The 18,642-nt window shown below is 55.6% G+C and carries 13 protein-coding genes, 1 tRNA gene and 1 pseudogene; 13 read left to right on the top strand and 2 right to left on the bottom strand.

What is annotated here, in order from left to right:
* Positions 1-186: 186 nt before the first annotated feature.
* Complete coding sequence (locus CH293_RS28005) at positions 187-1,410, bottom strand: hypothetical protein (RefSeq protein WP_141217229.1); 1,224 nt, start codon at positions 1,408-1,410, stop codon at positions 187-189.
* A gap of 15 nt (positions 1,411-1,425) precedes the next feature.
* Between CH293_RS28005 and CH293_RS26485 the strand changes: the two are divergent.
* A pseudogene (locus CH293_RS26485) lies at positions 1,426-1,875 on the top strand (lytic transglycosylase domain-containing protein); the annotation flags it as partial.
* Positions 1,872-2,450, top strand: coding sequence for a hypothetical protein (locus CH293_RS26480; protein ID WP_094721925.1), 579 nt, complete (start codon positions 1,872-1,874; stop codon positions 2,448-2,450). The pseudogene CH293_RS26485 and the gene CH293_RS26480, both read left to right, overlap by 4 nt.
* Positions 2,451-2,588: 138 nt before the next feature.
* Here CH293_RS26480 and CH293_RS26475 read toward each other — a convergent pair whose 3' ends face one another.
* Positions 2,589-3,587: a bifunctional lysylphosphatidylglycerol flippase/synthetase MprF gene (locus CH293_RS26475; RefSeq protein WP_094721924.1), complete on the bottom strand. Its 999-nt coding sequence runs from the start codon at positions 3,585-3,587 to the stop codon at positions 2,589-2,591.
* Positions 3,588-4,655: 1,068 nt separating this feature from the next.
* Between CH293_RS26475 and CH293_RS26465 the strand changes: the two genes are divergently transcribed.
* The 11 genes from CH293_RS26465 (at position 4,656) to CH293_RS26420 (ending at position 18,559) form a co-directional block, all read left to right on the top strand.
* Positions 4,656-5,621 carry a VlmB-like protein gene (locus CH293_RS26465; protein WP_094721923.1) on the top strand — a complete coding sequence of 322 codons (966 nt, stop codon included), beginning with the start codon at positions 4,656-4,658 and terminating at the stop codon, positions 5,619-5,621.
* 220 nt (positions 5,622-5,841) lie between these two features.
* Positions 5,842-6,882 carry an acyl-CoA desaturase gene (locus CH293_RS26460; protein WP_141217228.1) on the top strand — a complete coding sequence of 347 codons (1,041 nt, stop codon included), beginning with the start codon at positions 5,842-5,844 and terminating at the stop codon, positions 6,880-6,882.
* Positions 6,883-7,045: 163 nt separating this feature from the next.
* Positions 7,046-7,993: an LLM class flavin-dependent oxidoreductase gene (locus CH293_RS26455; RefSeq protein WP_141217227.1), complete on the top strand. Its 948-nt coding sequence runs from the start codon at positions 7,046-7,048 to the stop codon at positions 7,991-7,993.
* Between the two features lie 115 nt (positions 7,994-8,108).
* Entirely contained in the window at positions 8,109-9,035 is a 927-nt protein-coding gene (locus CH293_RS26450) for a diacylglycerol kinase family protein (RefSeq protein WP_094721920.1), read from the top strand.
* Entirely contained in the window at positions 9,022-10,491 is a 1,470-nt protein-coding gene (locus tag CH293_RS26445; protein ID WP_176460134.1) for an MmgE/PrpD family protein, read from the top strand. The genes CH293_RS26450 and CH293_RS26445 overlap by 14 nt, the downstream gene beginning before the upstream one ends.
* 612 nt (positions 10,492-11,103) lie before the next feature.
* Entirely contained in the window at positions 11,104-11,877 is a 774-nt protein-coding gene (locus CH293_RS26440; RefSeq protein ID WP_141217226.1) for an AfsR/SARP family transcriptional regulator, read from the top strand.
* 736 nt (positions 11,878-12,613) lie between these two features.
* Positions 12,614-12,698 (top strand) — tRNA-Phe (locus CH293_RS28325).
* A gap of 302 nt (positions 12,699-13,000) precedes the next feature.
* A complete protein-coding gene (locus tag CH293_RS26435; RefSeq protein ID WP_141217225.1) occupies positions 13,001-13,879 on the top strand; it encodes an acyl-CoA dehydrogenase in 879 nt (292 codons plus the stop codon).
* A gap of 23 nt (positions 13,880-13,902) precedes the next feature.
* Positions 13,903-14,142, top strand: coding sequence for a phosphopantetheine-binding protein (locus tag CH293_RS28840; protein ID WP_369597574.1), 240 nt, complete (start codon positions 13,903-13,905; stop codon positions 14,140-14,142).
* Positions 14,142-16,880, top strand: coding sequence for an aminotransferase class III-fold pyridoxal phosphate-dependent enzyme (locus CH293_RS28835; protein WP_094721916.1), 2,739 nt, complete (start codon positions 14,142-14,144; stop codon positions 16,878-16,880). The genes CH293_RS28840 and CH293_RS28835 overlap by 1 nt, the downstream gene beginning before the upstream one ends.
* Positions 16,877-18,559 (top strand): fatty acyl-AMP ligase, encoded by a 1,683-nt coding sequence (locus tag CH293_RS26420; RefSeq protein WP_094721915.1) that lies wholly within the window; start codon positions 16,877-16,879, stop codon positions 18,557-18,559. The genes CH293_RS28835 and CH293_RS26420 overlap by 4 nt, the downstream gene beginning before the upstream one ends.
* The last annotated feature ends 83 nt before the right edge of the window (positions 18,560-18,642 follow it).

Below are 18,642 nucleotides of genomic sequence, written 5' to 3'. Positions count from 1 at the left end.
CTGGGTCGAAATCGAGCATGTCGACGGATCGTGCAGCACCGGCATCACACAGCGACGTCATTCCAAGAATCCAGTTAGGTTCGGCGTTGCACCATTCAGCCGCGCGGTGGGCGGGCGAGAGCGCGCAATGCGAACACGACCGGCGTGCCCGCGTCTGCCCCAGGTTGGTGGCCGGTACACATTGCGTCAGAACGGGTCTGGCGGCCCGGTATCCATCACGGCCAGGATGTAGTCGTGGTCGGGCGGGTCGGCCGGGTGATCGTCAGCAATCGCGAACACCGACCGATCGGGCTCGGGCGGGGTGCGTGCTTCCTCTCGGGCTGCGAGCCATTCTCGCCAGACGATGCGTTCGGCGCGGTGGCGCACGATGCGAGTACGGACGGCCGATGTGAGGCCGTGACGATGGCCGATGTCGTCGAGTTCGACCGGCCCGACACCGATGTGGGCGTTCTCGACCGTGAGCAGACCGGCGACGCGCAGATCCAGCAACGCCTCGTACCCGCTCGTGCGTCCGACCCCGACGACGGTGAACAACTCATCCGGGGTCTGAGGTTCTGCTGCGGCGACGACTGCGTCGTAGAGGATGCGGTGACGCCATCCGATGATGCTCCAGGCCGGGTGTACCGATTCGACCTCAGCTGAGCCTGTGAGGGTGTCGATCGTCGTCGCCCGTCGAGCGTGTGTGGGCACCAGCGCGTACCGATCGGGGTTCTGACCCACCCCACGCTCGATCAGCAACAGAGGCGACCCTTCCATGTCCCGCAGCCGCTCCAGGACGGACCACACCGTAGTTTCCGGGAGCATGCCGGCGGCGATGGACAGTGACCGCCCACCGACACCGACAGTGGGAACACCTTCAACGATCTGCCCAGAGACTGCCGCAGCCCACGCCAAGGCTTGAACGACTGCATGGGTAGTCCATCGATCTCGCCGATGAACAAACTCGGAAGCGACCCAGGTTTGAGCGTGGGTAAGCCATGAACGAAGTACCGGATCGTAAGTACCCCCTGTGTGCTTTATCTTGTGCCCGGTATCCCGGACTAGATCGGGAACTGTCGATGCGACCCAGTCGAGGGCGCGGGCAGTGTCGCGGCGGATGGCGCGTTCGGGGTCGGCGTAGCGGGCGTATGCGGCACGTACACCCGCCCAGGCAGGTTCAGCGACGCGGGTGAGGATGTCGGTGGCGCTGGCTCCGGCGAGGACGGCGTGGGTGATGACGGACTGGCGTGCTTCCGAGCGTGAAGGCCAACGGCGGGTATCGATGCGGCCGGTTCTAGCGAAGTCGAGGACGCAGCGCGGCGGAGGGGTGGAGCGGCAGAAACGCGGATGCAGCCGGGCGTCATCACTACTGCCGAGGACGCGTTCTGCCGATGTCTCGGCTCGGATGTGGGCGTCGATCGGGTTGTTCACTGCTCGGCCAGTTCCTCAGGCGGGATCTGCCCGCAGATCAAGCCCTCGCTCATCGCCGCTCAGCTCGACGCCGAGAACGGATTCGCCTACGGCGCAAACGCTCCCGTGTCCTCTACCGGTGCCGGTGGCCCCGCGCAGTTCATGCCGGGCACCTGGGCCAGCTACGGCAAGGACTACGACGGCGACGGACGCGTCGACGTCAACTCCATCGGGGATGCGGTCATGGCCCAGGGCCAGTACATGTGCGACATCGCCAAGGCCATCGACGCCGGAATCGCGGCCGGACGTGTGGCCGCGCCGAACGGTCCCACCGAGCTGTATCTCGCCGGCTACAACGCCGGCGAGGGAGCCGTGCTGTCCTCCGGCGGATTCCCCGCCGGCTCCACCGATTACGTCGTTCAGACCCGCCCGTACGCCGACAAGATCATCGCCGGTGAAGCCAAGTACAGGAAGCAGAACTCATGAACGCTCACACTCGCGGCACCTCACCGGCCCGTCGACGCCGCGCACTCGCCGCAGCTGTCACCGCGGCCGCCGTTCTGACCCTCGCCGGATGCGGTGGGCCAAGCGATCCGGATCCGATCCCCGAAGGCACCGACGCCCACGTGCAGATCGACCCACTCGACCCGGCGGACCTGGATGCCCCCGGTGCCGCGGCGACAGCGATGAACGCCATTCTGTCCTGGCAGCCCGCCGTCGACGACAGCAAGGCCGACGCGCTCGCGCGCGCCCGGCCGTGGATCACCACACCCCTGATCGACACCCTCGATGCGCCACAGAGCACAACCGAGCTGCGGCCGGACAGGGAGTGGGACGCGTGGGCCCGTTCGAAGGACACCCTCACCGCCACCTGCTGGCCCGTCGAAGGTGCCGCCGCCCCGCCGGCCGGAATGCGCACGGTGATCGTCCACCTCGAATGCCGGCATCGAGTCCTCCACGCCGACGGCTCGTCGACCCAGCGGCCCGTCGAACCGTGGCGGACCACGGTCATCACCACCCCGAACGGATGGAAGCTGTCCGACTTCCGATACCGCAAATGAGCATCAGGCGGCACCACCTTCGCCTCTCATGGGCCAACCGTGGAGTGCACGACGCGGTAAATAAACGACGTAGCTGCGCGTGCACCATTCGATTTACATATCGCCGAACCCCGGCATGATCACCGACCCGCAACAACCCTAGAGCGCGTTGGCGGCCCGAAAAACGTTCAGGAATCCAATAATGCTTGCACCATCGCTAAAGGCTATGTATTCAGAACTAGCTTCCGGTTCCCATTTATGCTTGTAGGCCAACTGCGTTTTCGACGGGTAAACAAAGTCCCCTCGAACCGATAGCTGCCCAACAACCCATCGGAACCACTTACTGTAGCCAACTGGCTCGCACTCTTCTTTCAATCCAGTAAACGGCGTGAAACCAAAATGCAGCCACGGAACTGCTTCGGCTTGGAACGCAGAGATTGCCTGTCTATTGATTGCCTCCATAATCCCAGGAGGACCGCCGGAAATCTTGCGGCTCAGGTCATGTAGCCAACCTGAACGGCGGCCATAAACAGGGGAATACGATATGTAGCCGACCAGCTCGCCGTCGATAACCCCCACAAACAGCCGTCTGCGCTCCTGAAAAGACCCGCCGCATTCACCGACCAGAAATTCTAGAGGTTTTGTATTCTTTCCCTTGGACTTCAGCCAAGACGAATCTACTGAATGCATCCGAAGACGCCAATCTTCGTATGGCACCTCTGCAACGACCAAGCCCGCGCGCGTGGCTCGAGATATTTTATTTCGAAGTTGCATGAACTTGGACCCCTTTAGGGTAAACGATCCGAGATTTACCGCATATGACGCGCCTACCTGGTTAACGGTAAAACCCTCTGCGGAGTACAGATCGAGGTCTTCTGACTGCAACTGAATCGCCACGATTTTCCGTTTTTCTTTCGCGGCATACTGCTTGAATTTGGCCAACAGTTCGGATTGCTGATCCGCCGGCGCGAAGGCTCCGCCGATTTGCACTAAGTAAGACCCGCTGCGACGATAGCTAATAATGCCTTCAATACCTGGCTGTGTAAAAAACGAATTTCCGGTATTGAGCGCCAGGAAAGCGGATGGATTATCCGAGTAGTTCTTGATAACATTCAACAAATCAGGCAGCTCTTCGACATTGCCTTCAATCGCACTCATTGTTTTGCCTTCTCTCTCAAATGACATGGCTGGATCGGGTCTCACTCTTGGTGACATTGCGTAGGGCCTACAACGTGCGGTTCTACTACCAGTGCGCATCTGTTGGAATTCGTTCCACGTTCCAGGTGAAAGATCAGTCGAATCCTGATATCCGATTAATCGAACTATGCCTCACGACCACCACACCGGTCAACACCGAGTCAACCCGCCTCTGGACGTCACGAAGATGTAAGTCAGATATCAGCGGTCGCTGGCAGCATGCATGACTGAACGGCATCACGACATACGGAGGGTGACCCAAGTGGCGACCGACTACCTACTGCGATGCAAGGCGACCAATCGATGAAGAACCGTACGCGCCGCAACACCAAGCCTGCGCCCGGCAAACGCCGCAGCCTACCGGGCTCTGCGACTGACGAGAATTCCCGCGGGCTACACACCGCACGATGGTCTAGCAACTACTAACACCGGTGACAGCAGTAGCTGCCAACGGAGCAGATCGCGCCCAAAGGAGGCCTACGCGGTGGATATAAAAAATCAATTCGAGTCAACCGTTACGTACAGATTGATCAGGCTCGAATACTTGATAGCGCTGACCGTACTGCTGTACCTCTTCATATCTCATATTGATTCTGTTCGATGGCTGCCCGCAATCCTTCTCTTTCTTTACATCGATCTGATCGGATACCTTCCGGGCGCAATCGCTTTCCGGCGGAGCGAAGATGGGATCATAGGAAAGAAATATTTTGTCCTCTATAACTTCATGCATAGCTTCGCTACGCAGTCCACCGTGATCGCGCTATGGGTCTTGATTTACGGATGGGAATGGACACTACTTGTGATCCCCATTCACCTGTGTGGCGACCGGGGGCTATTCGGAAACTACTTGAAGCCATTCAGTGTCTCATTCGAACCCTCGCCTCATCCTGCATTTGTGGCGATGCAAAGACGAATCGAATCGGCTCCTTACACTGCTAGAACTTCCCAGCCCGTCGAGTAACGTCTCGACAACTCGGCTCGTTAATACTAATACGCCAACATAGACTCCTGAACCATCGAGAGGAAATAATGACAAAGTCAATTCCTGCTGAAGCGAACTGGGATACCGCACCCAACCTTTTAGATGGGGCGACTAATCTCGAACTAACGGCGAAGCAATGCAACCTCCGATACTGGCTGGAAACGGTTCCGATGGGCACATTGGTGGGAAGGCTGTCGGGCCATGCAAAAGATACTCTCGTCCCAGACCGGATGTATATGCCTGGACCATTACGAGAGGCGATGATGCAGGAGTACGCCTTTCGAGCTATGGCAGAGGAGAAAGCGGCTAGAGCCCTCGCGTATTTGGTCCCAACCGCTCCAGACATCGATACGATGGAATTCTACGCGACTCAAGTGATGGACGAAGCGCGTCACTCTATGGTTTTCCGCAACCATTTGGTCGAGCTGGGAGTCCCAGAACAAGAAGTATTCGCTGCAATGGAGATGCATGCAGGAGATGACTGCAGAAATATTTTGAACCCACTGGAGGCGTTCTGTCTTACGGTCATGCGTGACCAGCAAGATTTCCTAGGCGGGGTCATAATGATTACCGTGATCATCGAAGGGGCTCTGGCACCGGCCGCAGAACTCTCAGAACGCAAATGGCGCGTCCTGGATCCGGCCGCTTCCGAGATCGACCGAGGTGCTGCAATTGATGAGATTCGTCATTTGACTGTGGGGGCGGCAGTCGCGAAACAGCACCTAATCGACCATCCTGAGGATAAGTCACGAATGGTGGACATCATCCGTACGGGAATGCAGATGTGGGACGATCTGCCTGTCGACGACATGTTGACTCGACGGGAGCTGCTCTTCCAAGAGGGCATGGAACAGCATGCGGAAGCCCTCGGGGATTACGAGATATGGCCTGGACGGAGACTGACCGATACGACTGCGATCGAAAGACAGGAGACAGCTCATCAGTGGTCGGACGAGATGAAGGCTGCGAGACTGAAGTACATCGGACTCGACGAGGTACTTGACAATCGATAGTAAGGGATACTTATACGTCCCTGCTCACCGTCTTGTGACGGCACCCGACACCCTCGTTGGTGGCACTAACCCGCCTCGAATACATTGCATTTCAAGCGGTTATCGGAATGGACTTGAGAGCTATATCAGCACTGTAGTCCAACCGATATTGTCTATCTGAATCAATTTATAGCATCGGCAATGAGAGAGTGTTGCGCAGACCAAAAAGGAGCTAAGCATAGTGGTCAAATCATTCCAAGACTTAAATTCCCCACTGTCGGGTACGTACGAGGAATTAACCCGTCTGGTGGACGATTTCGGTCTGCTCAGCACCCGGCCGAGATATTTTGCATTCAAGATCGTATTCAATATGTTGACTTTGGCTGCTTGCTATCTTGCGATATTGCTACTAGGAAACTCTTGGTGGTCCATCCTGATAGCCGTGGTGCTAGCTTTAGCATTTGTGCAGTCAGGCTTTATTGCCCACGACACAGGGCACAAACAGATTAGTCGCGCCAAAACGTCCAGCCAGATTCTCGGCATGTTTCATATGAACTTCCTGACTGGAATATCGTACGGCTGGTGGGTTAATCACCACAACCGCCATCACAGTAACCCAAACAATCTAGACAAAGATCCTGACACAATTCGCCGACCGGTGATATTTGATGCCGACGAGTATCCCCGTAAAGCAACCACGGCGTACCGAAAGTTTATAGTGCGCTTTCAACATTACATGTTCTTCGTATTGCTAAGCCACGAAGCTTACCGTATCCGCGCTGCCGGTTTTCAAGCCGTCAGACTCGGTCTAATCAAACGGCCTTGGTTGGAAGTATCCCTTGTTCTCCTTCACTTTGCCACTTACTTGTCCGTAATCTTCATCGCCCTACCCCCAAGTAAGGCCCTCATATTTATTCTTGTTCATCAAGTGTTATTTGGCTTCTATCTGGGCGCAGTTTTCGCGCCAAACCACAAAGGAATGCCTGTCTATCGCGATGAGCTGAGCCTGAACTGGCTCCATCGTCAGGTTTTGACTTCGCGGAATATCAGTTCTAATTACTTCGTAGACTTTCTATACGGCGGCCTCAACTACCAGATTGAACACCATTTATTCCCAAGCATGGCACGTGCCAACTTGCGTAGAGTAAGGCCGGTTGTTATGCAGTACTGCCGAGACAACGGAATTCCCTATCGAGAAGTTTCAATCTGGGAATCGTACGCCGCGGTCGCAAGGTTTCTTCGGATCGTTAGCCGGGACGCGCGCAGTCCTAGGGCCGTGTGACCTGACATTGCGACATTGCGGCGATCCCGAGAAGAGGGTCTCCTTGGCCACAGCAGTAACATCAAAGCCTATTCGGTTAGGTGTGCTCTGGTGTTAGTCGACACGTAGCGTCAGGTTCGCGGTTAGATAATTCTGTTCACCGCCTTTCACAGGAGCCCCGAAATTGTCCACTAAAATCGGATTGTTGCTGCCGACTCGTGAACTCGCGATGGCCGGCGACTTTGGGACGAGTTCGCTACTTACCATCGCGCAGGAAGCCGAATCTGTCGGCTACGATTCGCTCTGGACCGGCGATTCGCTGACTGCTCGTCGTCGGCTGGATCCATTCGTAGTGTTGTCGGCTGTCGCATCAGTCACCGATAGGATTGGATTGGGCACTGCCGCTCTTACCGCTGCCCTACGGCATCCGGTGATGAGCGCGAATATCATTGCGTCGTTGGATCGCCATACGAACGGCCGCCTCGCACTCGCGGTAGGGGCGGGGTTTCCTGTTCCCGAGAGCGAGGACGAATTCGCGGCTGTCGGCGTCCCGTTCAAGGAACGTGTTGGACGGCTGGACGAGACCGTTCGCATGTGGCGCGCAATATGGGGCGGGGAGCGACAGGCGTTCGAGGGGAAATACTGGACGTCCGACAAGCATGATCAATTGATTCCGCCGGCGAAGCTAGGTGGCCCCCGTCTCTGGCTGGCGGGAAGCGACACACCGAAGGTAATCGACCGAGTCGCCCGACACTACGACGGCTGGCTACCGTTCCTGCCGACTCCTGAAAGCTACCGACGAGCCTGGGATCGAATAGCAGCTTCCGCCGAGAAGCACGGTCGTCCCGAAGGTGCGATTACGCCTGGCATGTACGCGACTGTAGTAGTCAACAAAGACAGGAAAGCTGCCCGAGATGAGTTAGATGCGTATCTGAAATCATATTACGGTCGACCACTTGAGGTTATGTCCACGTTTCAAGCTTATTGTTATGGATCAGCTGAAGAATGCGCGGACTGGCTTTTGGAGTATGCCGCCGCGGGTTGTCAACACATGGTGGTACGAAACGCAACTTCGGGTACTAGGTCGGGCCTTGCCGAGCTGCTACTTGAGTTCCGTGAGAGGGTGGGATGATGTAAGCCAACGCCCCTTTTAACGTTCGTTATTTAAAGGGCTATCTTTGCATGTCTTGGTTCGTGTGGATTAAATCCAACTTAGAGCGCAACCGATCATTGGGTAGGTAACAGTTATGTCGTGCGCCGTCTTGATTGTAAATGAGAAGGCAGGTTCCGGTAGGGGTTTTGGTTCTGTGGTGTCAGACGTAGTGTCCCTTTGCAATGAGGTGTTGGGTAGCACCATCGTCTACAGAACAAAAGGACCGGGTGATGCCACAGTCCTAGCGCTTCAGGCCAGATCCGCCCAAGAGCAGCCTGTAGTTGTGATCTCAATCGGAGGTGACGGTACGGCGAGAGAAGTCGCTCAAGGCCTGTCATTCGGTAACGTGCCGCTGTTCATAGTGCCAATGGGTACCGCCAATTCGTGTTACCGATCCCTTTGGGGAGATCAGGGTTGGTCGGTGACGTTGGGTGCTGCACTGAGAAGCTGTGGGACAGGCGTGCGCTACCTGGACTTAGCACGGCTGGTCGGGGAGGACACACTGATCTTCGCCGGTGGATGTCTCGGGTTCCCGGCTGAGGCGATCAGTGCGGCGAAGGTAGGCGGCATTGGATACGAGCCAGCTATGGCAAATCTAATTGACGAGTATCGCGCCCCGTTTGGCGAGGTTCGAGTCGACGGACAGCCAGTTTTCTCGGGCAAGATCTTGTTGGCCAACGTGGGCGGTAGCCGTTACCGCGGGGGTAAGTATGACCTACTACCGTACTCCAAAATGGACGACTGCAAACTCGATGTCTGTGTTATAGGTTCGGAGCATTCAATTACAGATATTCTAACCGTCGCTAAATACGGAGGTCATCTGCAGCGTCCCGGCGTCGTTTATGCAAGAGGAACGGAGATAACACTTGCATGTATAGATGGGTCACCGATGTGGTTCGAGCATGACGGCGAGGTGCGAAGCGACCTTGGTTCATCTGTGACGCTCGCGGTTGTTCCTCGCGCGTTACCTGTTCTCGGAAGCCCCGTATTCACACCGGGGGCGTCCAGTGTATTTGCTTGAGGAACTGTGCGAATGGGCGGCTGCGTTAGCCTTCGACGACATTCCGGACCGCGTTGTCGATCTAGCTAAGAGCCAAATACTTTCGCAGATCTCGGCGATTCGAGCAGGCCTGTCGCATACGAATGGCGACAGGATAATTTCGGCACTCGGCGAGCCATTCCAGACCGACAGAAATATGTCCGCTACAGCACTCGCATCGCTTGGCTCATGGCTGCACTTCGACGACACGGCGTACGCAGGGCATCTAGGCAGCTCCACAGTAGCTGTGGCATTGGCCTGCACCAAAGACCTCAATCTGGACGGTCGGTCGCTCTTGACCGCAATAGTTGCCGCCAATGAATGTGCTGCCAGAATAACCGCGGCAGCGACCCTCGGACCCCTGCGCGGTCAGCTTGCTGCCCACACCAGCATTGCCGGCGCGATCGCGGCGAGGTTTCACGCAGAGAATGCGCCTGCACGCCTCTGGGTGGACGCATTCGGGCTTGCGTTATCGATGGCCCCGTGGATGGTGCCCCACGGTTTGATGGGTAGCGATGCTCGGCTGCTCACATGTGCAGGCCCGGTTCGTATGGGCCTGGATGCGTGCGATTACGCGCGAAGTGGGCTCCGGGGAGCTCCTGACGTCCTCGAACACGCGAACGGATTTCTTGCACGATTTGCATCAGTGTCGCTCCCGGCAGAAGTGACAACCGGTCTTGGCCATCGGTGGCACACGGACACCCTGTCATTCAAGGTCTACCCTGCCGGACCTGGAACGGACGCGGCGGTGGAGGCTGCGATTCAAGTGCACCACGCAGCTGGCGCGCTGCGAGAAGAGGATGTGGCGGAGATTGTAGTTGCTGTCTCCCAGTACACAGTCCTCATCGAGAAAGCAGCTGCCACGTATATCGGCGCTAGCCCACGTCCAATGAACGCTCTTGTTTCGACCACTCCATATCCGGTCGCTTGCGCGTTGATGAACGGGAAGCTGAGTGCCAGGGATTATGAGCAGGATAAAATGGACGACCCTGGCCGCATAGGATTATCCTCGAAAGTTCGGATTGAGCATAATGCAGAAATGACAGCGTCACTGTTTGGCTCATGCGCGCCGTTCGGCGAAGCACTTCGGCAGGCCGGAGATCGTGCAATTCCGTGGTTGAAAGGGCTGGGCCGGGCAGACATGTCGGACCTGCTCGGTGCGAGCAGGAGACCAATGTCCAGCTATGAGAACGCTACCAAGGTCACCCCAGCGAGAGTCACCGTTACGACTCGCACCGGCCGTACGCTTGCCAGACAAGTTGATATCCCATCGGGAAGCTGCGGGTCACCCAGTCGAGTACAGCATCATGACCTGATGGCTAAGAAGTTTCTAGGCACCGGCGGATCAGCAGACTTCGTCGATTTTGTAAGAACTATTGAGACTCACTCGGCTGATGACATCACGAGAATGATATCGGCTGCCGTTCGCAACCCATGATTCCGGCCTCGGGTTGATCACTTCAGTCGTTGTCGCCAAGATGGGTTTCGGATCTGTCGGGCTGAAATCAGGACTTATGGGTGCAAGCTACAGACGCAACGTTGATGTGCGATCGGCGGGTCCCAATGTCGAACCGAGCGTGGCCTCCGCCAAATTGAGAACCCCGCTTGCGATCCGCCTCACGCCCCTGCCGCACGCTCACGATTCCTGCAGTCCGCGCGACTCGTCCCAGTCCACGCTCCTGTCCACGAGCGGACGCACCGTGTCCATTACCCGTGAAGTAATGGACGGTCGGACACTCTCACCGTTAACGTCAACGAAGATTGAGATTGACTTCAGTCACCGGTTGGAACGAGTCGAGAGGAGTCGAGAGGTGAGTACCGTCCCGAAACGCCCAGAGGAACAGATCGAATTATCGGGCCCAACAGACTGACACTCTCCCCAGTCCTGACGACTCACGGCGCTCTGTTGACCGCCGACGCGGTCTGACAGATCCCACTACCCGTGGAAGTTCTGAATAAATTACACCTTGAATAACGGCACGGGCAGTACTCCAATAGCCGGGGTTGAATCTATTAAAATTTGCGATGAGACTACCCAAAGGAAGTGCTTATGGTGCAGGTAGGCTTGTTGGGCCCTGTTGAAATTATCGTAGACAGTCAGAATCATCCGATCAGCGGCCGTTTGCAACGTACCTTACTATCGGTCTTGGCAGCAAACGCCGGTGAGGTGGTCGCGAAGACACAACTACTTGAGGAACTATGGGGGAGTGCACTTCCGGCTGCACCTGGTAATGCACTGCACGCTCAAGTTCATAGACTCCGACGCACCATCCGATCGCTGATGGACAACGATGCGGGCAATGTGCTGGCCACATGCCCTGATGGGTACAAGCTCCAAATTGATAAAGATTCCGTTGACCTGCACAGGTTCGACAGATTGGTAGCGACGGCGCGATCGCTACCAGAGAGTCATAGCGAATCGGCGATTCAAATGCTGGATGACGCTCTCGCTTTGTTTCGCGGAAGAACGCTTCAGGGCGTGACGGGCGGACCAATATGCCAGTCAATTTGCGAACACTACGACGAGGAGAAGTTATCCGTTCATGAACGCCGAATTGTTTTGTCGATCGCCACTTGTGGATCAGCCTCAGCGATTAGCGATCTACGTAGGCTAACTCTCCAGAATCCGTGGAGGGAACGCGTCGTCGAGCTGCTTATGCTAAGCCTGTATAGAGAGGGCCGCCAGATCGACGCGATCAAGGTCTACGAGGGGTTTCGCCGTAGAATCGTTGAAGAATTCGCTGTTGAGCCGTCTCCGAACTTGAAGAGATGTCTAAAGGCAATCCTCAATCAAGATCCTGAAATACTGGCCGTGTCGGCATAACCGCAAGAGGCCCTCTGCTCAATAACGTGGAAAATTTTACTGTCCACGTCGCGCATCTAAAACAACCCAGACGTGTGTCACTTCACCGCCAGCACCACAACGAAAACGAGACGGGCTTTACGAACGGGCTAATCTAAAGCGTGAGTACTGAAGAGCCACGATAGTCCAGCCGTCCATGCCCAACGCACGGTGATCGAGTGCAGTAACAACACTGCAGGCGAGTTCCTGGCCCTCGTCAATTCCTGGTTTCGGGCGCGCTGATCGCTATCCGGTTCGACATTGTCCGCCGAGAAAAGCTGGCAAACTCGATCTCTTCACGACGGTTATAAACCATGCAATATCTGATTTCAGGGCCCAGGTCAGCACAACACACTTGTAGGCGTCGGACCAAAGCCTGGACCCGCGTGCGATTGGCCATGCCACAGCAAGTATTGGCGTCAACACTCATTCCCACACCCATTCGGAGCGCGCGAGTCGCCCACACTGAGTACTACCGGATACTGCAGCGCCATGATTCGCAGGACCCACGTGACACCACCGACGCAAAGGCATCCGCACCAGGCATGCCCGGAACTCGTCTGTCCCAGGGTCAACAGGGTCTGCATCGTGCCACTCGCCACCCAAGAGCACTTTGCTGACACCACGCTGACACGTCTCTGATAATTACATGGGGACACGGGGCCCGCTATTTACAAACGATCAGCGGATGAACTTAACTACTAGTAGTGCAAGACAGGGAGAGGTACTCGAAGAGGCCTAACGAGGTCCAATGAAAGTTGGTCGGGGTAACACCCACGCAGGTTCGAATCCTGCCCTCTCCGCTTATCAAAGTTGCCCCTGAGTTTCAAGTAACCGGATGCATGTGGAGCGAATAATGGTAATCGATTCTCATTTAACCCACCTTGAAAAGATTCAACCAGAACTCCATCTGGCTCTTGTAGAGACGGATCCGTCCACGCTTGAGTCGGACGGCGGACCCGCCGTCGAGCTGTTTGTCAGCTCAGGTGCCCCCAGGTTGCTTGTGCCCAGATTGGACGGGGGGGCTGGCGCAACCGCAGCTGACGCAGTGAGTATCCAGTGCGCAGTCGGCCACCTCGCGCCCTCCCTAGCAGTCGGAACGGCAATGCATCACTTCACGGTCTCTACTCTGCTGGAGGCAGCTAAAAGCGGTAGTGAGACAGATCGCAATTTCTTGAAGTCAGTTGGCAGGGATAATCTGTTGCTCGCCTCCGGATTTGCTGAAGGAAACACCGCTCAAGGAATATTGGCACCAACAATGAGTGCTCAAAAGCTTTCCGATGGATACGCCTTGAATGGTACCAAAAAGCCGTGCAGTCTTGCACGCTCGATGGACTATTTGACCGCTAGTGTGAGTGTCGAGGGCAAGGACGGACATGAGATAGCTCTTGCCTTGATTCCGTCCAAATCCGCTGGTCTCACCGTGGAGAACTTCTGGAATGCTCCAGTCCTGCGCGCCGCGGAAAGCGACGCAGTTGTTTTGAACGACTTGGTCGTCACCAACGACCAGCTAGTCCGACTCGGGCGACCCGGCGATGCCGCAGTAAATCGTGTTCAGCAGGCCGGATTTCTATGGTTCGAGCTACTAATCACAGCTGCGTACGTCGGAATAGCAAGCCGTGTGATAGTTGAGGTAGTTCAGGAGAATCGTGGCACCGCAATTGAGCAGGTAAAACTTATAGCTTCGATCGAGTCGAGTATGTCATCACTCGGTTTGATTTCTCAAGAACTCGATCACTCCGGTGCCAACCCTGATCTATTGCGTCGGGTCCTTCTTTGTCGCTACGCAATACAATCCGCCCTTGTGCCTGCAGTGGCGTCTGCCGTCGAACTTCTGTCCGGTATGAGGTACATCTCGGGCGATCCCCTAATTCACCTATTCGCGCCGGCCGTCAGCTGCCTTCCGTATCATCCCGCCGGCCTCCGGTCGACGGCGCAGGCGCTCATTGATGCGCAGTCTGGCGAACTACTTCGCATTAATTGAATACAGGCAAATTCGACAGAAGGGTGGGTAGGTTGTCCGGGAACGTTTTCGACGTTGTAGACGCTGTATTCAGGAAGCATCTCAAGGCTAGCGCTATTGATCCAGACGGTTCGCTTATAGAATACGGTCTCGACTCGGTCCGGTCGATCGAGCTGATTGTCGAGCTGGAAGCACTATTCGACATGGAAATTTCTGACGAAGAGGCAGCAAAGTTCCGCACGGTTCGTTCCACCGCTGATCACATCGCCGGCCGGATTCAATAATGCAGCAACAAGATGACTACCGTCGTAGTTCGTCATCAGAATACGAACAATATGCCAGGCCTGAGCTCGCACGGTTACTTCGCTCACTCAACCTCGATGTCGAATACGAGTCTGGACTGGGCGACCATCTATACAGGTCAAACGGCGCTGACGGTCCTGTACTGGATCTGGTCGGCGGGTTCGGCGCTTCGATTCTTGGCCACAACCACCCACAGCTCGTGTCTGTAGCTCGCAGGAGTCTTGAGAATCTGGTTCCTTTCAACGTCCAGGCAAGCGTACGGACGGCTGCGGGAAGACTCGCTGCCAGCCTCTCGACCTGCGTTAGGGCTACGACCGGATCAAACTACGTCGTAACGCTTGGGAGTACAGGAGCAGACGCGGTCGAGGCAGCAATAAAGCACTCAGCTGTTGAACGGAGTCGAAGGCTAGACGCAATCCTAGTTGACCTTGAGCGTACCTTGAGGAAGGTGCGGCGAACGCAAAATGACATCCTTTGCAGCTCAATCGCTTCACCAGAAGGCCGGGATCCCGCCGCCGTGCTTGAGAACTCCATTGGATCAATCAAGTCTGTACGGAACTCAGCTCCGGTCTTCATTTCCTTAAGTAGGTCGTTTCATGGAAAGACCACTGGAGCGGGATCGCTGACCAACTCCCCAAATGTTCCGTCGGATCTTACAATTCGCGGCGGCCTTGTAAGGTACACGATTGATAACTGGGAGACCTGCCAGTTAGAAACTGACTGGTCGGATCAGATCGTCACAATTCCAATTTTCCAATTTGACGAATTTGACCAGTTGCGCGAGGCGACAGTCAATGTATCCACGATTGCTGCCATTTTTGTTGAACCGATACAAGGCGAGGCAGGAGTACGTGAAGTGCCTGCCAGCATGCTCCTCACGTTACGAAACCTTGCAGATCAACACAGTGCGGCGTTAGTGTTCGACGAGATACAGTGCGGAATGTATCGCACTGGGGATTTCCTCGCGTCTACCGCGAGTGGCGTCGTGGCCGACTACTATCTTCTATCAAAGTCACTCGGCGGAGGACTGTCGAAGATCTCGGCGATGTTGATCGACGAATCAAGATATGTGTGGGACTTCGGACGCCACCATACTTCGACGTTCTCCGAAGATGAGCACTCTGCGCAGGTTGCACTTGCGGCTATTGATTTGGCAAAAGAAAATCGAAACCGGATCAAAACGTTAGGTTCGAGACTTCGCCGAGAACTGGCGGAGTTGGTACGGCAGTGGCCATCGGTATTTGTGGAAGTCCGTGGACGAGGCCTCATGCTGGGCATCGAGTTACGTCTCCCTGAGCCTCAATCCGTCCTCTTGCAAGAAATATTTGACGACGAAAATCTCGGATACCTCGTAGCAGGCACCCTACTGCACGAATACGCTATTCGTGTGATGCCGACACTGTCGGCACCAACAACGTTGCGAATTCAGCCCTCTGCATTCATGACAGAGGATGACCTTACCAAAATAATCTGTGGGTTCGAGGGCGTAGCAGAGCTTCTCTATAATGAGAATTATGCAATGTTGCTGAATCATTTGACAACTCCGACAACCGCAGAGCCGCGACGAACGCAGAATGTGCCAAGGCCGCGAAACAGCACTGCATCGGCGTCAGTTTCGACTCTCAAACGATCTCGACGTGTGGCGTTTCTCGCAAACGTTGACGTTCCCTCGACTGTTCGAGCAATCGCCCCGGAATTGGGCTCTTGGACGGATGATCAATGTGGAGCAGCTCTTGACCGAATGCACGGTCACCTGGATCCCTTTGTGGCTAGCCGGCAGACTATCACTACCGGAGCGGGTGAAGTGGAAGTCTGTATGATCTTCGTACCGTTCACCGCAAGTCAAGCCGTCACCCGCCTGCAGCTCGGTCATGGTGATCTTCTGAAGGAGTCGGTGTTGGAAGCCGTCGACCTTGCATTTTCTCTCGACGTCGACGTCATCGGCCTCGGGGGATACACGTCCATTGTTACGGACGCTTCTAGAGACGTCGTCGAAGAAAGTACTCTAATTACATCTGGTAATTCACTGACTGCTGCATGTGCGTTTAATGTCCTCCGCGACGAATTGAGTATTGCTACCGGCCTTCGGACCGTGGGTATTGTGGGTGGGTTAGGGAATATTGGCGTTGTGATGGCTGAGCTTCTAGCGGAGCACTGCGATAGGCTAATCCTCTTTGGTCGCCAGGGCTCGGCGAAACGCCTCCAGCGTATCGCTGACCGTTTAGGGGCGACGGTTTCCGTCGACATTAGTGATGATCTGGGTATGCTCCGCCAATGTACCATCGTTGTTTCCGCAACGAACTCCGCAGAGCCTGTGATCGAAGCACATCACTTCGATGAAGGAAGTCGTGTGCTTATCTGCGATTTGGCGGTGCCGGGTGATGTCGACCCTCGCGTGGCCGAGGTGGACGGCGTCGACTTGATTTCGGGCGGAAGGGTACTACTTCCTCATGGCCAGCAGCCGACGTTCCCTGGAATCACACTGCCGCCCGGTGTGGTGTATTCGTGCATGGCCGAGACAATCCTCCTCGGGGTTGGCGGAACGGTAGACAGTCTGTCATACGGGAGTCTGACTGTCGAAGGTGTCACCGCGGCAGCTGAACTGGCCGAACGGCATCGATTTCTACCAGCGCGTGTGTCGGACGGTGCAGTACTGCAGGTACTTCCGTGGGGAATAGATTTTGAACTAGCACAAGTTGAAGTCGGAGATGCCTCATGACTGCATTCGGTCCACAGTTTTCCACTGTGCTTCACGCCTTGGTACACCATGCACAGAGCGACGACAACTCCGGCATCTCAGTCTGCGTAAATGGAGACACGACTTTTGTCTCGTACAAGGACTTGGTCGATGCAGCTGCAAGGTCTGCTTGGGAACTATCTAAGGCCAATGTCAAAAAGGGGGATCGCGTTCTGCTGTGTTTGCCAACAGGTCCCGAGTTCTTAATTGGATTCCTCGGTGCGCAGTTTATTGGAGCTATTCCGACCGCGGTGGCAACGCCAACGAGCATCGGTTCAGGTGGCGCGCTCGGTCTGCAGTTTGAGAAGCTAGTGAACTATCTGGATCCTGCTGCCGTGATCGTGTCCGATCCGTCGCTGTTTGAATTCGACGAGAAGAAGCTGTTTATCGGCAAAGCTCTTTACGCTTCCGCTATGAATTCCAGTGTTCCAAAATACCGACTAGACTTGCCATCGCCCGATGATCTCGCACTGATTCAGTGCACCTCTGGGTCGACAGGGCACCCCAAAGGGGTTGAGATTAGCCACGGCAATCTCCTGTCCAATTGTAGTCAGCTTACCTCGGCGTCTTCCTGGACCCAGCCTGATAAGATAGTCAGTTGGCTACCGCTTTATCATGACATGGGACTGATACTAGGAATATTTTGTCCAATTTTCATGGGTTCCAACTCCATCTTGATGCCGCCGACTGAGTTCTTGCGGTACCCGGCCCGATGGTTGAAGCTGGTGAGTACCCAGAAAGGGACAATTTCTGCGGCACCGAACTTCGCTTTTAGTTATACCGCATCTCGAGTTCGAGACGATGAGATGCGAGGTGTCGACCTCGCGAGTTGGAGGTGGATATTTTGCGGTGCGGAACCGATACATGTTCCCACCATCCACACATTCATTGAGAGATTCACAAAATGGGGATTTCCGAAGAACTCTGTCGTTCCCTGCTACGGCCTGGCTGAAGCGACTCTGGGCGTGACATTCAGTGAGAACAACTTCCCTATAGCATTCGACGCGATCGATCGAGATATTGCGGTCGGAGAGATGCGAGCTGTGGACGTTGATGCGACCAGCAGCTCCGCGCAGCATGTCGTGGATTGCGGTAGACCTGTCGAAGGCACCGAGGTCAGGGTCGTCGATGATCACGGAACGGAACTTGCGGAGTGTCGTATTGGGAATATTCAATTTCGCGGGTTATCTCGAACGAGCGGGTACTATAAACTGCCCGGCGAGACAGCGAAGTGCCTGGTAATTCCGGGTGGATGGTGGAACACAGGCGACGCGGGCTATCTTCGAAATGGTCGACTGCGCATCACCGGACGGGTAAAAGACGTTATTATTCTGCGGGGCGCAAACTACTTCCCTACGGAATTCGAACAGGCCGCGCAGTTGATTGGGGGAGTGCACCCAGGGGGTGCCGTCGCGGTTCCCGTCAGCAGAGGCGGGAACGAAGAATTTCATCTCGTTGTTGAATCTGATCTTCATACAAAGGATCATGCAAAGTTGCGACTCGACATTCGCACTGTCGTGCAAATGAGGACGGGAATCGTGCCCGATGATGTGCACGTTCTGCCGCGGAGATCGATCCCGAAGACGACTAGTGGAAAGGTTCAACGATCAAAGGTTCGTTCGATGGTCGAGAAATTGGTTACGGACGCGCTTGCGACCTAAATTCGCTTTCGATTTGGATTGCCTAGATTTCTCGGCTTATGGAATCATCTAGAGTTGCTTTGTCGATTGTGCAGCTAACTCGG

Origin of the sequence: Rhodococcus sp. 14-2470-1b (assembly GCF_002259415.1) — a bacterium.
Classification (GTDB): Bacteria; Actinomycetota; Actinomycetes; order Mycobacteriales; family Mycobacteriaceae; genus Rhodococcoides.
This window is presented reverse-complemented; position numbering and strand designations above follow the sequence as displayed.

What these genes read in the sequence shown, in the direction of transcription:
- CH293_RS26440 (WP_141217226.1), top strand. Translation starts at nt 11,104, where the DNA reads ATGGTGCAGGTAGGCTTGTTGGGCCCTGTTGAAATTATCGTAGACAGT.
- CH293_RS26450 (WP_094721920.1), top strand. Translation starts at nt 8,109, where the DNA reads ATGTCGTGCGCCGTCTTGATTGTAAATGAGAAGGCAGGTTCCGGTAGG.
- CH293_RS26475 (WP_094721924.1), bottom strand. Translation starts at nt 3,587, where the DNA reads ATGAGTGCGATTGAAGGCAATGTCGAAGAGCTGCCTGATTTGTTGAAT.
- CH293_RS28835 (WP_094721916.1), top strand. Translation starts at nt 14,142, where the DNA reads ATGCAGCAACAAGATGACTACCGTCGTAGTTCGTCATCAGAATACGAA.
- CH293_RS26420 (WP_094721915.1), top strand. Translation starts at nt 16,877, where the DNA reads ATGACTGCATTCGGTCCACAGTTTTCCACTGTGCTTCACGCCTTGGTA.
- CH293_RS26465 (WP_094721923.1), top strand. Translation starts at nt 4,656, where the DNA reads ATGACAAAGTCAATTCCTGCTGAAGCGAACTGGGATACCGCACCCAAC.
- CH293_RS26480 (WP_094721925.1), top strand. Translation starts at nt 1,872, where the DNA reads ATGAACGCTCACACTCGCGGCACCTCACCGGCCCGTCGACGCCGCGCA.
- CH293_RS26435 (WP_141217225.1), top strand. Translation starts at nt 13,001, where the DNA reads ATGCATCACTTCACGGTCTCTACTCTGCTGGAGGCAGCTAAAAGCGGT.